This is a genomic window from Bacillus sp. EB V-12 (assembly GCF_056158125.1).
Genome location: NZ_JBUXJL010000006.1, coordinates 87,899 through 103,574, shown reverse-complemented (window position 1 = coordinate 103,574; position 15,676 = coordinate 87,899). Strand labels below are relative to the sequence as shown.

Genomic DNA, 15,676 nt, shown 5'->3' with positions numbered 1-15,676 from the left:
TGTATTTTAGTGAAGAAAATACATATATAGCATGGGCAAATAAAAGAAAAATATTTATTTCAGAAAATTTTATCAATAAATATATTGCGAAAATTTAAACAGTATCATATATTTATTAGTAGAGGCTCACTCATTGATTGCGACTTATGTCGAAAAATTGAATGAGCATTCATTCAAGAATAGGGGGAGAATTGGATGTTCCAAATTAAAAAGGCTGCTGTTCTAGGTTCAGGCGTAATGGGTTCGGGAATTGCGGCACACTTAGCTAATATTGGTATTCCGACATTATTGCTTGATATTGTACCACCTGCGCTTACGAAAGAAGAAGAAGCGAAGGGACTTACATTAGAACATAAAAGTGTGAGAAATCGTTTTAGTAATACGGCTGTGCAAAAACTATTAAAGCAAAAACCAGCTCCTCTGACAGTGAAAGGAAATTTAGCACTGATTGAAGCAGGTAACTTAGAAGATGACCTTGAGCGTCTAGCTGATGTAGATTGGATTATTGAAGTAGTAGTTGAAAACTTAGATATTAAAAAGAAACTATTTGAAAAAGTAGATGCGGTTCGTAAACCGGGTTCTATCGTAAGCTCGAATACGTCAGGTATTTCAGTTGAAAAAATGGCAGAAGGTCGTTCAGACGACTTCCAGAAACACTTCTTAGGCACACACTTTTTTAACCCACCACGATATTTAAAACTTCTAGAGGTAATACCGACGAAAGAAACAGATCCACAAGTATTAAGCTTCATGAAACTATTTGGCGAAGACGTTCTTGGAAAAGGCGTTGTTATCGCAAAAGATACACCAAACTTTATTGGAAACCGCATCGGTACGTACGGTTTACTTGTTACTCTTCAAGAGATGGTAAAACGCGGCTATAGCATTGGGGAAGTTGATTCTGTAACAGGCCCACTTATTGGTCGTCCGAAGAGCGCAACGTTCCGCACATTAGATGTTGTCGGTTTAGATACATTCGTACACGTTGCAAATAACGTATATGAAAATGTGCAAGAAGAAGAGCGTGATGTATTTAAAGTACCAGCTTTCATGCATGACATGCTGGAGAAAAAATGGCTTGGAAGTAAAACGGGTCAAGGCTTCTTCTTAAAACAAGGAAAAGAAATTTTAGAATTAAATCCTGAAACGATGGAATACGAAGCGCGTAAAAAATTAAAAGCTGCATCCGTAGAGTTAAGTAAACAAGAAAAAGGATTAGCGAATAAATTGAAAGCGCTTGTATACGCAAAAGACCGTGCAGGAGAGTTATTATGGAACATCATTACACCAACTCTATTATACTCTGCAAAACTTCATAAAGAAATTGCTGACGATATCGTTGCAATTGACCAAGCGATGAAGTGGGGCTTTGGATGGGAGCAAGGGCCATTTGAAGTGTGGGATGCAATCGGCGTTGAAAAATCTGTTCAAAAGATGGAAGAAAACGGCGTAGTTGTTCCTACTTGGGTGAAAGAAATGTTAGAGAAAGGTTTCACTACTTTCTATAAACATGATAACGGCGATAGCTACTATTACGATAATGGCGAATATAAGCTAATCGAGCGTAATAAAAAAGCAATTTCTCTTAAGCAATTAAAAGCGAAAAATGGTGTATTAAAGAAAAATAGCGGAGCGAGCTTAATTGATTTAGGCGACGGCATCCTTTGCTTAGAGTTCCATTCGAAGAGCAATGCAATCGGTATGGATATTACGCAAATGATTAACTACGCTGTTGATGAAGTAGAAAAGAATTATAAAGGTCTTGTTATTGGTAACCAATCGAAGAACTTCTGTGTTGGTGCGAACCTAGCAATGATCTTAATGGAAGCACAAGACGACAATTACTTTGAAATTGAGTTGGTTGTGAAAAACTTCCAAGATGCAATGACGAAAATTAAGTACTCTTCTAAGCCAGTTGTAGCAGCACCATATGGTATGACGCTTGGCGGAGGTACAGAAGTTTGCTTACCAGCAGCTAGCATTCAAGCTTCTAGTGAAACGTATATGGGCTTAGTAGAAGTTGGTGTTGGCTTAATCCCTGGCGGAGGCGGTAATAAAGAGCTATACATTAAACACTTAAATAAAATGCCAAACGGTGTAGAGTTTGATCTGCAAAAAGTTGCGAATAAAGTGTTCGAATCTGTAGCGATGGCGAAAGTTTCTACATCAGCACAAGAAGCTGTATCGAACAACTTCTTAGGCGATAAAGACGGTATTAGTGTGAATGGTGATCACTTACTATATGATGCGAAACAGAAAGCACTTGCTTTATATGAAGCTGGCTATAAAGCACCGATTCGCAAAAAGATACCAGTTGTTGGTGAAACAGGATATGCAACTCTTGTACTTGGTGCAGAAGCAATGCATTTATCAGGTTACATTTCTGAACATGATCTTCACATTGCGAAGAAACTTGCATATGTCATTGCGGGCGGAAAAGTGCCGTACGGAACAGAAGTTGATGAGCAGTATTTATTAGATGTAGAACGTGAAGCATTTATTAGCTTAGTAAGTGAGATGAAATCACAAGCAAGAATGCAGCACATGCTTGTAAAAGGAAAGCCATTACGTAACTAATAACGAGGGGAGATATCGTTCATGAGAGAAGCTGTCATTGTTGCGGGAGCAAGAACACCAATTGGAAAAGCAAAGAGGGGTTCATTAAAAACAGTTCGTCCTGACGATCTAGGGGCGTTAGTAGTAAAGGAAACGTTAAAGCGTGCAAATTATGAAGGACCAATCGATGATTTAATTTTCGGTTGTGCGATGCCAGAAGCAGAACAAGGTTTAAATATGGCTCGTAATATCGGCGGACTAGCAGGACTTTCTTACGATGTTCCAGCTATTACAATTAACCGTTACTGTTCTTCTGGTTTACAAAGTATCGCTTACGGAGCAGAGCGCATTATGCTTGGTCACTCTGAAGCTGTATTATCAGGCGGAGCGGAATCAATGAGTTTAGTTCCAATGATGGGACACGTTGTTCGTCCGAATAGTCGCCTTGTAGAAGCGGCTCCGGAATATTATATGGGTATGGGACATACAGCAGAGCAAGTTGCTGTGAAATATGGAATTTCTCGTGAAGAGCAAGATGCATTTGCAGTAAGAAGTCATCAACGTGCTGCCAAAGCATTAGCGGCAGGAAACTTTGCTGATGAAACAGTATCTGTAGATGTGACGTTACGCTCGGTTGGCTCAAACAATAAACTGCAAGAAGAAACAATCATTTTCGCACAAGATGAAGGTGTAAGAGCAGAGACGACGCTAGACATTTTAGGTAAATTACGTCCAGCATTTAACGTTCGCGGTTCTGTAACAGCTGGTAACTCTTCACAAATGAGTGACGGTGCAGCATCTGTACTATTAATGGATCGCGAAAAAGCAGTGAGCGATGGCATGAAGCCACTTGCGAAATTCCGTTCATTTGCAGTAGCTGGCGTACCACCAGAAGTAATGGGAATCGGCCCAATCGCTGCAATTCCAAAAGCGTTAAAACTAGCTGGCTTAGAGCTATCTGATATTGGCTTATTTGAACTAAATGAAGCATTCGCTTCTCAATCAATTCAAGTTATTCGTGAACTTGGTTTAGATGAAGAAAAAGTAAACGTAAACGGTGGTGCAATCGCACTTGGACATCCACTTGGCTGTACAGGAGCAAAACTAACACTATCTCTTATTCACGAAATGAAACGCCGCAACGAACAATTCGGTATCGTAACAATGTGTATCGGCGGCGGAATGGGAGCAGCGGGAGTATTTGAATTACTTTAAAAAAAGTGGAAGCGGCTCGTTCAGAATGTGAGGGGGATGGAGCTTCAGACGTAGAGGCGTTCTTTGCCTCGCAGGAAGAAGCGAAGCCACCGAACATTCTAGCCGCTGGAACTGAATTATAAAAAAAGTGCAGGTGGCTCGTTTAGAACAGGAGGGCGTTGGAAGCCCTGACGAAGAGGCGCTTTTTGCCTCAAAGGAAGGGGTGAAACGACCGACTGTTTTAGCCACTGGAACTGGATTATAAAAAAAGTGGAAGCGGTTCGCTCAGAACGAGACGACGCTAAAGCAAAGAATGGAAGCAACAAAGGTTTATAAAAAAAGGGAGAGCCAGCTTCTTTCAAAAAGAGAGAAGCGGCTCATGAAAATATGAAGGAGGAAATTTTCATGGAAAAAACAGTAGGAAATGCGGTTAAAGGCGGTAGCTTTTTAGTAGATGAGATTACGATTGATCAAGTGTTTACGCCAGAAGATTTTTCATCTGAGCATAAAATGATTGCAAAAACGACAGAGGACTTTATTGTAAATGAAGTTCTTCCAGAGCTTGAATATTTAGAGCAACATGAGTTTGATCGTTCAGTTCGTCTTTTAAAAGAAGCTGGGGAACTTGGTTTATTAGGCGCTGACGTACCAGAAGAGTACGGCGGAATTGGTCTTGATAAAGTAAGCTCAGCGTTAATCGCAGAGAAATTCTCTCGCGCTGGTGGCTTTGCAATTACTCACGGTGCTCACGTAGGTATCGGATCTTTACCAATCGTATTATTCGGTAACGAAGAGCAAAAGAAAAAGTATTTACCATTACTTGCAACTGGTGAAAAATTAGCTGCATACGCATTAACAGAGCCAGGTTCAGGATCTGACGCATTAGGTGCAAAAACAACTGCACGTTTAAATGCAGAAGGTACACATTACGTATTAAACGGTGAAAAACAGTGGATTACAAACTCTGCATTCGCTGACGTATTTATTGTATATGCAAAAATCGATGGAGAGCACTTCTCAGCATTTATCGTAGAGAAAGACTACGCTGGCGTATCTACAAGCCCAGAAGAAAAGAAAATGGGTATTAAATGTTCTTCAACTCGTACGTTAATTTTAGAAGATGCGTTAGTACCGAAAGAAAACTTACTTGGTGAAATCGGTAAAGGTCATATTATCGCATTCAACATTTTAAATATCGGTCGTTATAAATTAGGTGTTGGTACAGTTGGATCTGCGAAACGTGCAGTAGAAATTTCAGCACAATATGCAAACCAACGTCAACAGTTCAAACAACCAATCGCTCGCTTCCCATTAATTCAAGAGAAACTTGCGAATATGGCAGCAAAAACATATGCAGCTGAAAGCTCTGTATATCGTACAGTAGGTTTATTCGAAAGCCGCATGAGCACATTATCTGAAGAAGAAGTAAAAGACGGTAAAGCAGTAGCAGCTTCTATCGCTGAATATGCAATCGAGTGCTCTTTAAACAAAGTATTCGGTTCTGAAGTATTAGACTATACAGTAGATGAAGGTGTTCAAATTCACGGTGGTTACGGATTTATGGCAGAGTACGAGATTGAAAGAATGTACCGTGATTCTCGTATTAACCGTATTTTCGAAGGAACGAACGAAATTAACCGCCTAATCGTACCAGGTACGTTCTTACGTAAAGCGATGAAAGGTGAATTACCACTTCTTCAAAAAGCACAAAAATTACAAGAAGAGTTAATGATGATGATGCCAGAAGAAGTAGGCGATGAGCCATTAGCACTTCAAAAGTATTTAGTAACTAATGCGAAGAAAATCGGCTTAATGGTAGCTGGATTAGCGGCTCAAAAATACGGTAAAGCATTAGATAAAGAGCAAGAAATTCTTGTGAATATCGCTGACATCGTAAGTAATCTATACGCAATGGAATCAGCTGTTCTTCGTACAGAAAAAGCGATCAAAACAACTGGTCTTGAAAAGAATAAACAAAAAGTGTTATACACTGAAGTATTCTGCCAAGAAGCATTTAACGAAATCGAAGCAGATGCGAAAGAAACACTTATCGCAGTTGAAAACGGCGACATGCTGCGCATGATGTTATCATCATTACGTAAATTAACTCGCCACACACCACTTAACGTAATTCCGAAGAAACGTGAAATCGCTGCGAAAATTTTAGAAGATGAGCGTTACACAGTTTAATATCTTTAAAGAACAGTAGTCGTTTATACGGCTACTGTTCTTTTTTTGAAAAAAAATTTTTTTAGTGACATAAAACTAATACCATTAGTATAATAAAACTAATGGTATTAGTTTTTGTGAAAAGGGAGATGGGACTATGAGGATGATACATGAAAAAACGGTATATCAATTGTCATTTTTGCCAAGAGTGTTTCCTGTGAATTGTTACTTTGTGGAGGAAGAAGCTGGTTTAACTTTAATTGATGCGGCTTTGCCATATAGCGCAAAAGGTATTTTACAGGCGGCTGAGAAAATAGGAAAACCAATTACTAAGATTGTATTAACACATGCGCATGATGATCACATCGGTGCATTAGACGCATTAAAAGAAGTACTTCCTCATGTTCCAGTCTATATTTCTAAGCGGGACGGAAAGCTGTTAGAAGGAGATACGACGTTACAAAAGGATGAACCGAATACGCCAATAAAAGGCGGTGTACCTAAAAAGATAAAAACGGTACCTGATATTTTATTAGAAGATGGCGACCGAGTTGGATCGCTTCTTGCGATTATGACACCGGGACATACGCCAGGCTCCATGTCGTTTCTTGATGTAAGAAATAAAGCTCTTATTGTCGGAGATGCATTCCAAACAAGAGGAGGTATGGCTGTTTCAGGACAAATGAAATTTTGGTTTCCGTTTCCGGCGATGGCAACGTGGAGCAAAGAAATATCATTACAAAGTGCACAGAAGCTAAGCGAATATGAGCCTTCCTTGCTTGCGGCAGGACATGGAAAAATGATAAACGATCCAGTGGCTTTCATAGAGCTTGCTATTAAAGAAGCGAAGCGGAATATAGAAAGTAGAAAAGAGGGTTAATTGATGTCACCGAGAATCGGACTTACATTACAAAAAATTGTAGAAACAGCAGCAGAAATTGCAGATGCAAATGGAGTACAAGAAGTAACGTTAGCTTCATTAGCGCAAACGTTAGGGGTACGTTCGCCCTCACTATATAATCATGTAAAAGGGTTACAAGATGTACGGAAAAATCTTGGCATTTACGGAATCAAAAAGCTGCATAACAGACTGGAAGAAGCTGCCGAGGATAAACGGATGGATGAAGCAATTCATGCTTTAGGAGAAGCGTATGTAGCATTTGTCCGAAAACATCCTGGACTATATGAAGCAACTTTTTTACGAGATGAAGAAGTAAGAAAAGCAGGTGACGGAATTGTAAAGCTTTGTCTTCAGGTTTTACAACAGTATGGCTTAGAAGGAGAGAATGCACTTCATGCGACACGCGGATTCAGAAGTATTTGTCATGGATTTGCTTCGATTGAACAGCAAGGCGGATTTGGTTTGCCGTTAGATCTGGATATAAGTTTACATGTATTATTGGAAACGTTTATTAAAGGATTACGTGAATAAGAAGCGAGGCAAACAAAAACCTTAGAAGTGATTCTAAGGTTTTTTAGTGCATATGATTTGAAAAGAGCGGTAGGCTTTTTCTCATTACATGATATTATTTTGCAGGTTTGAAAAATGTGTATATGGCTACGGAAAGGCAAACGAAAATAAATGCAATAGGATCTTGATATGGATTAGGCTCAGAGCCCTTCTGGATTTCTGTAAGGAAGTCATGTGTTTTCATGTTTATTGCTCCTTTAACTAATAAGTTTTATATGATGCGAGGGTTATAGTGGATAGGAAGTGTTTTTTGAAATTTCATATAATAATTATTGCATAGTAATTCTATTCCTAAAACTATAAAATATAAAGTTTTCATAATATGTAAAATTGCATATTATTCTTTTTGAAAAAATTGTTATATTATCTATATATTTGTATTAAAGGATTTTTGTTAAGGTAATGAAAACAAATGGAGGAATAGTATGAGAAAAACAGTATTAGACGCGTATAATGCAGAAAGAGAAGTAGATAACATAACATATAAAAATCTAGTTGTAACGATTGCAAGCATTCTAGGGTTCTCACTCTTAGGGGGATTATTCCTTGCTTTAGCCCTTGGAATTTTTGGAGAAGAGGTATTACGTGCTAATTTAGAGGGATATTATTTACTTCTATTTGATGCAGCTGTTGTTACTATTGTTTTATTTGCTTATAAACCAGTGCTTCATTTTATTAAGAACATATGGGATGTATCTGTTTTAAAAAATGGGAAAACCTACTTGTATTTATTAATAGGTTTTATCATCATTGCATTAACTCAGTATGTAATGTTAGAGTTGTTTAGCTTTGAAAGTGCAGGGCAGCAGCGAGATCAATTAGGGAGCTTAGGACTTCAAAATAGTCTACAAAGTATTATATATGTGTTAAGTGTTGCTATAATTACACCAATTAAAGAAGAAATTTTATATAGAGGTATTTTGTATCGATTTTTTGAAAAGAAATATAGTTTTCTAGTTGGTATCATTATTTCTTCCTTCATCTTTGGGATTCTTCATGGTGGTTTTCCGGTTACGGCAATGATTATGGGGATTGTATTTGCTATGTTATACAAAAAGACGCAATCTATTATACCTAGTATTATTTTACACATTATATGGAACTTACTTGTGAGTATAAGTATGATTGTATCTCTATAAAAATAAATACATAACCAGTATAAAAGATGAATGGCTTAGCTATTCATCTTTTATTTTTTTTATATGTGGGAAAAGTTGATGAATACAATCCAAAAAGAACCAAATACTAATGATGAATGAACAAAGAAAGGCGGGTATGTTATATGCAAAACTTAACAGAGCTTGAAGTAGAAAACTTACGTCATTTAATTGGTGGACACGCAACAATTATTAACAAGTTGGAGCAGTATGCACAGACGTGTACAGATCCACAACTGAAACAAATGCTACAAAAAGATGCGCAAGATGCACGAAATACGAAACAGCAATTAATGACTTTCCTAGGATAGGAGGAAGCGGAAAATGAATGAAAAAGATATGGTAAATGATTATTTAGCAGGATTAAATGCAAGTTTAACAAGCTATGCAAATTATATTGCTCAGTCTGATAATGAACAGTTACATCAAACGTTAATTCAAATTCGTAATCAAGACGAGGCGCGCCAACGTAATATGTATGAGTACGCAAAGCAAAAGAGTTATTACAAACCGGCAGCACCTGCTAATCCAATGATTGTACAGCAATTAAAAAGTCAATTAAGTGCGGAATAACAGGAAAAAGAAAACGAGCGAATTTATTCGCTCGTTTTCTTTTTGTATATGTCAATAAATACATAATAAATATTTTTCCAGTTGTAACAAATATGACGAAAATGGAATATGACAATTCACAAAAAGGACAAAAACTTTGTTCAACATTTCACAAAGTATCCATGGTTTCTATCGTGGGAACCTCTATAATTAAGAATGTAAAGAACAAAAGAAATAGATTATATGATCACTTAGGAGAGATTGCTATGAAAAGACATACAAGAAAAATTGCAATTATCGGTACTGGATTAGTTGGATCAAGTTGTGCGTATTCCATTGTAAATCAAGGGATTTGCGAAGAGCTATTATTAATTGATATAAATCATGAACGTGCAGTTGGGGAAGCAATGGATTTATCACATTGCATTAACTTTACAAATACAAGAACAAAAGTATATGCAGGAAGCTATGAAGACTGCAAAGATATGGACATTGTCATTATTACAGCAGGACCAGCACCAAAACCAGGGCAAAGTCGCTTAGATACTTTAGGAGCGAGTGCGAAGATTATGGAAAGTGTTGTTGGTGGCGTAATGGAAAGTGGATTTGATGGTATTTTCTTACTTGCATCGAACCCAGTTGATATTATTACATATGAAGTGTGGAAATTATCTGGATTACCTAGAAATCGCGTAATCGGTACAGGAACATCATTAGATTCTTCTCGCCTAAGAACAATTTTATCTGAAATGCTACATGTAGATCCTCGTAGTATTCATGGGTATTCATTAGGAGAACATGGTGATTCTCAAATGGTTGCTTGGTCTCATGTAACTGTTGGTGGAAAGCCAATTCTGCAAATTTTAGAAGAACAAAAAGAACGATTTGGTGAAATAGATTTAGATGAAATTGTTGAGAAAACTGCAAAAGCTGGCTGGGAAATTTATAAACGTAAAGGAACTACTTATTACGGAATCGGAAACTCTCTAGCGTATATTGCGAGTTCAATCTTTAACGATGATCACCGTGTCATTGCTGTATCAGCCATTTTAGATGGTGAGTACGGTGAATACGATATTTGTACAGGAGTACCAGCTATTATTACTAGAGACGGTATAAGAGAAGTTGTAGAACTCAATTTAACAGAGGATGAAGAATCTCGATTCGCAAAATCAAACGATATTTTACGTGATTATATGAAAACAATTGGTTACTAACTTATAGGAGAAGGTGAAACAAATGAAGGAATATATAATGTCTCGTGTATTTAAAGCATCTGCTGGAATCGCACAAGGTATTTTCGTATCCCTCGGAATTGGTTTACTGATCGAAAATATAGGAAGAATTGTTGATATACCATTACTTATTACAATCGGAGTTGTTGCAAAATCACTAATGGCACCGGCAATTGGTGCTGGAATTGCTTTTATGCTCGGTGCAAACGGTCTTGTAATCTTCTCGGCGATGGTAGCCGGAGCGATTGGTGCCGGATCCATTTCGATTACTGAAGCTGGTCTAATTATTAAAACAGGTGAGCCAATCGGTGCATTATTAACAGCAACTTTAGCTGTATATATTGGTAAACGTTTAAGTGGAAAAACTGCGTTAGATATGATGCTCGTTCCATTTGCGGCCATATTAGGTTCTGGTTTAGTAGGCATTTGGTTATCTCATAATATTACTCCTGTTTTAAATGCAGTTGGAGCGTTTATTAAAGATAGCTCAGCTGGTAGCCCATTCATCGCTTCTATCGTCATTGCAGTAGTTTGGGGACTATTACTTATCTCTCCAGCTTCATCAGCTGCGTTAGCAATTGCACTTAGCTTAGACGGTGTTGCAGGTGGTGCTGCTCTTGCTGGATGCGTTGCTCAGTTTATCGGATTCTCTGTCATCTCAGCAAAAGAAAACAATTTAGGTGGCATATTAGCTCAAGCACTTTGTACTCCGAAAGTACAGTTACCAAATATCACTAAAAATCCAATGATTCTCGTCCCAACTGTCGTCGCCAGTGCTATAGTCGGTCCAGTATCAGCATTAATTTTCCAACTGGAAGCAGGAAAGGAAATTGCAGGTCTTGGATTAAGTTCTCTTATCGCACCAATTAATTTAATTTCCAGCCAAGGATGGGAAGTTCTCCCGGCGATGGTAATTACTTATATCGTCATTCCAGTAGCTGTTTCTTATATACTTTACATTGCTCTTAAAAAAGCAGGTTGTATTCATTCTGGTGATATGACTGTACCGCAATCTTAAATTGAAAATCTCCTTAATAATAGATAAAAGCAGACTGAAGCCACAGTCTGCTTTTTTGTCATGCTACATTCTATGATTTTGTTTTACTGGAACTCTTATTGGTTCTTTGGCCAATAAGAGCTGAACGCCGAAGTAAAGTATGCTTGCAAGCGTCATTCCAGAAACGGCATCTACAAAGGCATGCTGCTTCGTAAATAGCGTTGATAAAATAATAAGTGTACCGAAGAAAGTAAGGATGTAATATTCAAAAACATGCTGTTCTCTACGCTTAAAGGCAGCTAACATAATTACAAATGTAGTAAGAACGTGAATGCTAGGGAAACAGTTTACTGGCTGGTCGATACTATAAATATAGCGAACTAGTTCAGAAAATACATCTGTTCCAACGACAGTCGGACGTGGTACAGTTGTTTGCCAAAAATAATAAATAGAAAAACAAGCAAGCTTTCCAAAAATAACACTACTTAAAGTAACATAATATTGCTTTCGGTCAGCAAAACAGTAATAAATAAGTGCGCCGTATAAGTATGGAAACCAAAGTAAATAAGGAATAATAAATGCTTTTACAAATGGAATCCAATCATCTACTACAGTTGTAACGTCTACTGCGTGAACAGTCGATTTATTTAATACGTCGTAAAGGGGACTTACGAGCACGAGTAGAAGTATATAACTTAACGGAAGAAAAGATGAAAGTTTAAATTTCTTCATGTTGATCTCCTATGTTTAGTAATGTAAGTAAATTCAATTGATTATAATATAGAAACGTGAATTGGGCTATCGATTTTACTTACATTTTCTTGAATTAACCTTACGTTTTTGTCACTTGACTAAAAAGAAGGGGAGGGTGCTAAATGAAGCGTTTATCGTATTTCTTATTTTTTATATTGATATGCCTAGTCGGTGCTGGGTGTGCAAAGGATAAAGAAGGAGAGAAATTAGAATATAACGGAAGAGCACTCGTAATTGGAGTTGTTGGAGAAAAACCGAAAGATACGTTTAGGAATATAAAGTTTGAGGAAATGAAGTTAGAGGAACTGGAAAAGAAATCTAAGGAAGTAGATGGTTTTCTAATAATGAAAGATCACTTTCAAGAAGCCTCAACAGAGCAATATAAAAATGTATTTTCATCACTAAAGAAACCAGTGTTTTTTATCGGTTTACAAGATAAATCATATTCGATTTTTATTACAAAAGGGATAGAGTATAACAGTGCCCGAAAAGATGTAAATGCTATGTATACGCAAGGGTTTGCGAATATCGGAAGTGGTGAAGGACAACAATGGGCAGTTGGTTTATCGAATGGTGGAAATACAGAAGAAAGTATTCATAATATGTATATCGTCGTATTTCAAACAATTGCAGATTATTTAAATAGATAATGAAGGAGCCTACAAAAGAGGCTTCTTATTTTTTTAATCAAACGTTTGTTTAAGCTGTATGTTCGGTAGGAAGAAACCGATGTAACTCAAGGGTTAACAAAGAAAAATAGAGAATTAATCAAACGTTTGTTTAAGCTGTATGTTCGGTAGAAAGAAACTCCTGTAGTTCAAAGGTTAAGAAAGAAAATGGAGAATTAATCAAACGCTTGTTTAAGATATATGTTTGGTGCAGAATCTCAAAAATTTATATATTTATTTTTTTCTTAACAAATGGCGGAAAAATAAGAAAAATTCGCAGGATTATTAAAAATTATCACGAAATAAGTAAAAGTTTAGCGAATAATGGTTTGAAATAATAAAACGTTTTCTATATGATAAAGGTAAAGGTTAGTAAAAAAGTAGGTGAATTTATGACAGTAACATTTTATTCATATCCAAAGTGTGGCACATGTCAAAAGGCAAAGAAATGGTTTGAGGCAAACGATGTAGCATATGAGATGATTCATATTGTTGAAAATCCACCATCAAAAGAAGATTTACGTAATTTACATGAAAAAAGTGAATTACCATTAAAAAAATTCTTTAATACAAGTGGAATGCGTTACCGTGAACTTGGTCTAAAAGATAAGTTGAAAGATGCAAGCGAAGACGAAATGTATGAGCTTTTAGCATCTGATGGCATGTTGATTAAACGTCCAATTGTAACAGATGGAACGAATGTAACACTTGGTTTTAACGAAGAGCAGTTTGAAAGTGTGTGGAAAAAGTACCAATAAGGTATTTTTACATAATTAATACATTCACTGGAGGTACAGTCATGAGCATTCCAAATAATTTACGTTACTCTGAAGAACACGAATGGGTAAAAACTGAAGGTAATGAAGTTGTTATCGGTATCACTCACTTTGCACAAGGTGAGCTAGGCGATATCGTATTCGTTGAACTTCCTGAAGTAGGTGCAACAATCGAAGCTAGCGAGCCATTCGGAAGCGTAGAATCTGTTAAAACAGTTTCTGAGTTATACGCACCTGTAAGCGGTAAAGTTGTAGCAGTAAACGAAGAATTAAGTGACCAACCAGAACTTGTTAACGAATCTCCATACGAGGGTGCATGGATGGTTAAAGTTGAACTTTCTGATGCAAGCCAAGTTGAGAAGTTATTAACTGCAGAAAAATATGCAGAAATGACAAACCAAGACTAATTATAGTCGACTAAAGGACAGCCTTTGTGCTGTCCTTTTTTATTTTTTGTGAAATAATGAAATTCAAGTTATATGTAAATAAATAAGCTATTATGAGAAAAACTGTTTTGTGGTAAGGTTTCATAAGTCTTCACAATCTGAATGAGCCGCTTGCGCTTTTCTTTTGCAAAAATAAACAGGAAACAACATGAAAATAACGAATATACTATATACTAAGTTCAAGGTTATATAGTATATGGTGATCGGGTGATGACATATGATTTATGTAGAAAAAGTCATTATTGTAGAAGGTACATCAGATAGAAGAAAGATTGAATCTATTATTCGTGAACCGGTGGAAATTGTTTGTACAAATGGTACAATTGGTTTGTCGAAAATGGATGAGCTCGTTGATCAGTTTTTTGATAAGGAAGTGTATGTGCTAGTGGATGCTGATGATGCTGGAGAAAAGTTAAGGAAACAATTTCGAAAAGAATTCCCGCAAGCCGAGCATATCTATATTGATCGCTCGTACCGAGAAGTGGCAACTGCGCCATCTACACACTTAGCAAATGTATTATGGGGAGCCGACATTGACGTTTATACAGAATATTTACGGTAAGGAATGATAGAAGTGATTGATTGGACAGGAGCCGAAGCTACAGCCCTAATAGAGAACGAAGAAAAAACAGTATTATATGTATATACTCCAATGTGTGGAACATGCCAATTAGCAAAAAAGATGTTAACAGTCGTTGAGATGACAATTGAAGGCCTCAAAATTGGGATGTTAGATTTAAATTATGCTCCGCATTTAGCGAAAGAGTATGGGATTGAAAGTGTACCTTGTTTACTTGTTTTTGAAAATGGGACACTGATGAAGAAGATATACGCATTTCATTCGGTTGAATATTTATATACGGAATTAAAGTAGGCGGCAAAATTTTTGCCGCCTCGACATATTTCTTGGGAAATATGTCGAGATGCAGGGTGGATACAGTATTTGTCGAGCGAAAATAACAGGATTGCTCTTTAGTGAGAGGGAATGGTATGTAATAGAAAGTGATATGAAGGATGTGATTTAGGGTGAGATTATATTCTTTGCTTCAATCATTTGTAAATTACGCTAATGCTCAATATCATTTAGAACCGCTTTTAAGACGAGAGGAGAAAACTGTTAATTTCCGCTTTAGAGATGAAAGTTGTTCGTTACAAATTTCAAGAGATTATATAGAGCTGCTACAAGAGGAAAGAGGAACGGAACAAATCATTTGCTTAGATGAAAAAGATATAGAGCAATTGGTGAATGGAAATGTACGATTGCAAATGTTAATGAACGATGGGCGTGTACAATATTCGGGAACGTACCAAACGATGTTATTAGTGGAATCGATGTTTCATATATGTAAACCGATGTCAGTAGGTGCTTAAAATTCTGAAGTTTCATTTTTTGCGAAAATTTCTGTTGACATGGTAAGTGTATATTGATACAATTCAAGTCATAAAATATAGACAATTTCATAAATTTCAAATCAGACGAAAATTGAATCTGATTTCTCTTATCAAGAGAGGTGGAGGGACTGTGCCCTGTGAAGCCCGGCAACCGTCAACTTATGTTGAAATGGTGCCAATTCCTGCAAAGCGAATGCTTTGAGAGATGAGAGAGAGGGATAATGTTGTTATATACGCATATAAACCTTTCTGCTTCTCTAAAGCAGAAAGGTTTTTTTATTGTTTGAATGTGGAGGACATTCAAATAATA

Annotated in this window: 17 protein-coding genes and 1 riboswitch; of the genes, 16 read left to right on the top strand and 1 reads right to left on the bottom strand. The window is 36.9% G+C overall.

The window, feature by feature from the left end; all coding sequences use genetic code 11:
- The first annotated feature begins 195 nt into the window (after positions 1–195).
- The 10 genes from ACZDYH_RS19500 to ACZDYH_RS19455 all read left to right on the top strand — a co-directional run bounded on the left by ACZDYH_RS19500 (position 196) and on the right by ACZDYH_RS19455 (position 11,352).
- Entirely contained in the window at positions 196–2,577 is a 2,382-nt protein-coding gene (locus ACZDYH_RS19500) for a 3-hydroxyacyl-CoA dehydrogenase/enoyl-CoA hydratase family protein (protein WP_086388932.1), read from the top strand.
- Positions 2,578–2,598: 21 nt separating this feature from the next.
- Positions 2,599–3,771, top strand: a complete 1,173-nt coding sequence (locus ACZDYH_RS19495) for an acetyl-CoA C-acetyltransferase (protein WP_001206331.1) — start codon at positions 2,599–2,601, stop codon at positions 3,769–3,771.
- Between the two features lie 384 nt (positions 3,772–4,155).
- On the top strand, positions 4,156–5,940 hold the full coding sequence (locus tag ACZDYH_RS19490; RefSeq protein ID WP_000416282.1) for an acyl-CoA dehydrogenase family protein: 1,785 nt from the start codon (positions 4,156–4,158) through the stop codon (positions 5,938–5,940).
- A 136-nt stretch (positions 5,941–6,076) separates the two neighbouring features.
- On the top strand, positions 6,077–6,799 hold the full coding sequence (locus ACZDYH_RS19485) for an MBL fold metallo-hydrolase (protein ID WP_001242338.1): 723 nt from the start codon (positions 6,077–6,079) through the stop codon (positions 6,797–6,799).
- A 3-nt stretch (positions 6,800–6,802) separates the two neighbouring features.
- Positions 6,803–7,351 (top strand): TetR/AcrR family transcriptional regulator, encoded by a 549-nt coding sequence (locus tag ACZDYH_RS19480; RefSeq protein WP_000074925.1) that lies wholly within the window; start codon positions 6,803–6,805, stop codon positions 7,349–7,351.
- A gap of 464 nt (positions 7,352–7,815) precedes the next feature.
- A complete protein-coding gene (locus ACZDYH_RS19475) occupies positions 7,816–8,529 on the top strand; it encodes a CPBP family intramembrane glutamic endopeptidase (RefSeq protein WP_001232992.1) in 714 nt (237 codons plus the stop codon).
- Positions 8,530–8,672: 143 nt separating this feature from the next.
- Positions 8,673–8,858, top strand: coding sequence for a hypothetical protein (locus ACZDYH_RS19470; protein WP_001180555.1), 186 nt, complete (start codon positions 8,673–8,675; stop codon positions 8,856–8,858).
- Between the two features lie 13 nt (positions 8,859–8,871).
- Positions 8,872–9,120, top strand: coding sequence for a spore coat protein (locus tag ACZDYH_RS19465; RefSeq protein WP_001002981.1), 249 nt, complete (start codon positions 8,872–8,874; stop codon positions 9,118–9,120).
- Positions 9,121–9,365: 245 nt separating this feature from the next.
- Entirely contained in the window at positions 9,366–10,316 is a 951-nt protein-coding gene (locus ACZDYH_RS19460; RefSeq protein WP_000820650.1) for an L-lactate dehydrogenase, read from the top strand.
- 22 nt (positions 10,317–10,338) lie between these two features.
- A complete protein-coding gene (locus ACZDYH_RS19455) occupies positions 10,339–11,352 on the top strand; it encodes a PTS sugar transporter subunit IIC (RefSeq protein ID WP_166694936.1) in 1,014 nt (337 codons plus the stop codon).
- 63 nt (positions 11,353–11,415) lie between these two features.
- Here the strand turns inward: ACZDYH_RS19455 and ACZDYH_RS19450 are convergent, their stop codons facing one another.
- Positions 11,416–12,063 carry a phosphatase PAP2 family protein gene (locus ACZDYH_RS19450; RefSeq protein WP_000713775.1) on the bottom strand — a complete coding sequence of 216 codons (648 nt, stop codon included), beginning with the start codon at positions 12,061–12,063 and terminating at the stop codon, positions 11,416–11,418.
- 143 nt (positions 12,064–12,206) lie between these two features.
- Here ACZDYH_RS19450 and ACZDYH_RS19445 point away from each other — a divergent pair, with 143 nt between their 5' ends.
- From ACZDYH_RS19445 to ACZDYH_RS19420, 6 genes are all read left to right on the top strand, one after another.
- Entirely contained in the window at positions 12,207–12,734 is a 528-nt protein-coding gene (locus ACZDYH_RS19445) for a hypothetical protein (protein ID WP_000826874.1), read from the top strand.
- 410 nt (positions 12,735–13,144) lie between these two features.
- Complete coding sequence (locus ACZDYH_RS19440) at positions 13,145–13,510, top strand: arsenate reductase family protein (RefSeq protein WP_000218968.1); 366 nt, start codon at positions 13,145–13,147, stop codon at positions 13,508–13,510.
- A gap of 41 nt (positions 13,511–13,551) precedes the next feature.
- A complete protein-coding gene (gene gcvH / locus ACZDYH_RS19435) occupies positions 13,552–13,935 on the top strand; it encodes a glycine cleavage system protein GcvH (RefSeq protein WP_166694937.1) in 384 nt (127 codons plus the stop codon).
- A gap of 256 nt (positions 13,936–14,191) precedes the next feature.
- Positions 14,192–14,536 carry a toprim domain-containing protein gene (locus tag ACZDYH_RS19430; RefSeq protein WP_000640870.1) on the top strand — a complete coding sequence of 115 codons (345 nt, stop codon included), beginning with the start codon at positions 14,192–14,194 and terminating at the stop codon, positions 14,534–14,536.
- Between the two features lie 3 nt (positions 14,537–14,539).
- Complete coding sequence (locus ACZDYH_RS19425) at positions 14,540–14,848, top strand: thioredoxin family protein (RefSeq protein WP_002025020.1); 309 nt, start codon at positions 14,540–14,542, stop codon at positions 14,846–14,848.
- A 152-nt stretch (positions 14,849–15,000) separates the two neighbouring features.
- Complete coding sequence (locus ACZDYH_RS19420; protein WP_152122573.1) at positions 15,001–15,345, top strand: hypothetical protein; 345 nt, start codon at positions 15,001–15,003, stop codon at positions 15,343–15,345.
- A gap of 125 nt (positions 15,346–15,470) precedes the next feature.
- Positions 15,471–15,578, top strand: a riboswitch (SAM riboswitch).
- The last annotated feature ends 98 nt before the right edge of the window (positions 15,579–15,676 follow it).

What these genes read in the sequence shown, in the direction of transcription:
- gcvH (WP_166694937.1), top strand. Translation starts at nt 13,552, where the DNA reads ATGAGCATTCCAAATAATTTACGTTACTCTGAAGAACACGAATGGGTA.
- ACZDYH_RS19445 (WP_000826874.1), top strand. Translation starts at nt 12,207, where the DNA reads ATGAAGCGTTTATCGTATTTCTTATTTTTTATATTGATATGCCTAGTC.
- ACZDYH_RS19475 (WP_001232992.1), top strand. Translation starts at nt 7,816, where the DNA reads ATGAGAAAAACAGTATTAGACGCGTATAATGCAGAAAGAGAAGTAGAT.
- ACZDYH_RS19465 (WP_001002981.1), top strand. Translation starts at nt 8,872, where the DNA reads ATGAATGAAAAAGATATGGTAAATGATTATTTAGCAGGATTAAATGCA.
- ACZDYH_RS19450 (WP_000713775.1), bottom strand. Translation starts at nt 12,063, where the DNA reads ATGAAGAAATTTAAACTTTCATCTTTTCTTCCGTTAAGTTATATACTT.
- ACZDYH_RS19480 (WP_000074925.1), top strand. Translation starts at nt 6,803, where the DNA reads ATGTCACCGAGAATCGGACTTACATTACAAAAAATTGTAGAAACAGCA.
- ACZDYH_RS19460 (WP_000820650.1), top strand. Translation starts at nt 9,366, where the DNA reads ATGAAAAGACATACAAGAAAAATTGCAATTATCGGTACTGGATTAGTT.
- ACZDYH_RS19500 (WP_086388932.1), top strand. Translation starts at nt 196, where the DNA reads ATGTTCCAAATTAAAAAGGCTGCTGTTCTAGGTTCAGGCGTAATGGGT.
- ACZDYH_RS19470 (WP_001180555.1), top strand. Translation starts at nt 8,673, where the DNA reads ATGCAAAACTTAACAGAGCTTGAAGTAGAAAACTTACGTCATTTAATT.
- ACZDYH_RS19425 (WP_002025020.1), top strand. Translation starts at nt 14,540, where the DNA reads ATGATAGAAGTGATTGATTGGACAGGAGCCGAAGCTACAGCCCTAATA.
- ACZDYH_RS19440 (WP_000218968.1), top strand. Translation starts at nt 13,145, where the DNA reads ATGACAGTAACATTTTATTCATATCCAAAGTGTGGCACATGTCAAAAG.
- ACZDYH_RS19495 (WP_001206331.1), top strand. Translation starts at nt 2,599, where the DNA reads ATGAGAGAAGCTGTCATTGTTGCGGGAGCAAGAACACCAATTGGAAAA.
- ACZDYH_RS19490 (WP_000416282.1), top strand. Translation starts at nt 4,156, where the DNA reads ATGGAAAAAACAGTAGGAAATGCGGTTAAAGGCGGTAGCTTTTTAGTA.
- ACZDYH_RS19455 (WP_166694936.1), top strand. Translation starts at nt 10,339, where the DNA reads ATGAAGGAATATATAATGTCTCGTGTATTTAAAGCATCTGCTGGAATC.
- ACZDYH_RS19485 (WP_001242338.1), top strand. Translation starts at nt 6,077, where the DNA reads ATGAGGATGATACATGAAAAAACGGTATATCAATTGTCATTTTTGCCA.
- ACZDYH_RS19430 (WP_000640870.1), top strand. Translation starts at nt 14,192, where the DNA reads ATGATTTATGTAGAAAAAGTCATTATTGTAGAAGGTACATCAGATAGA.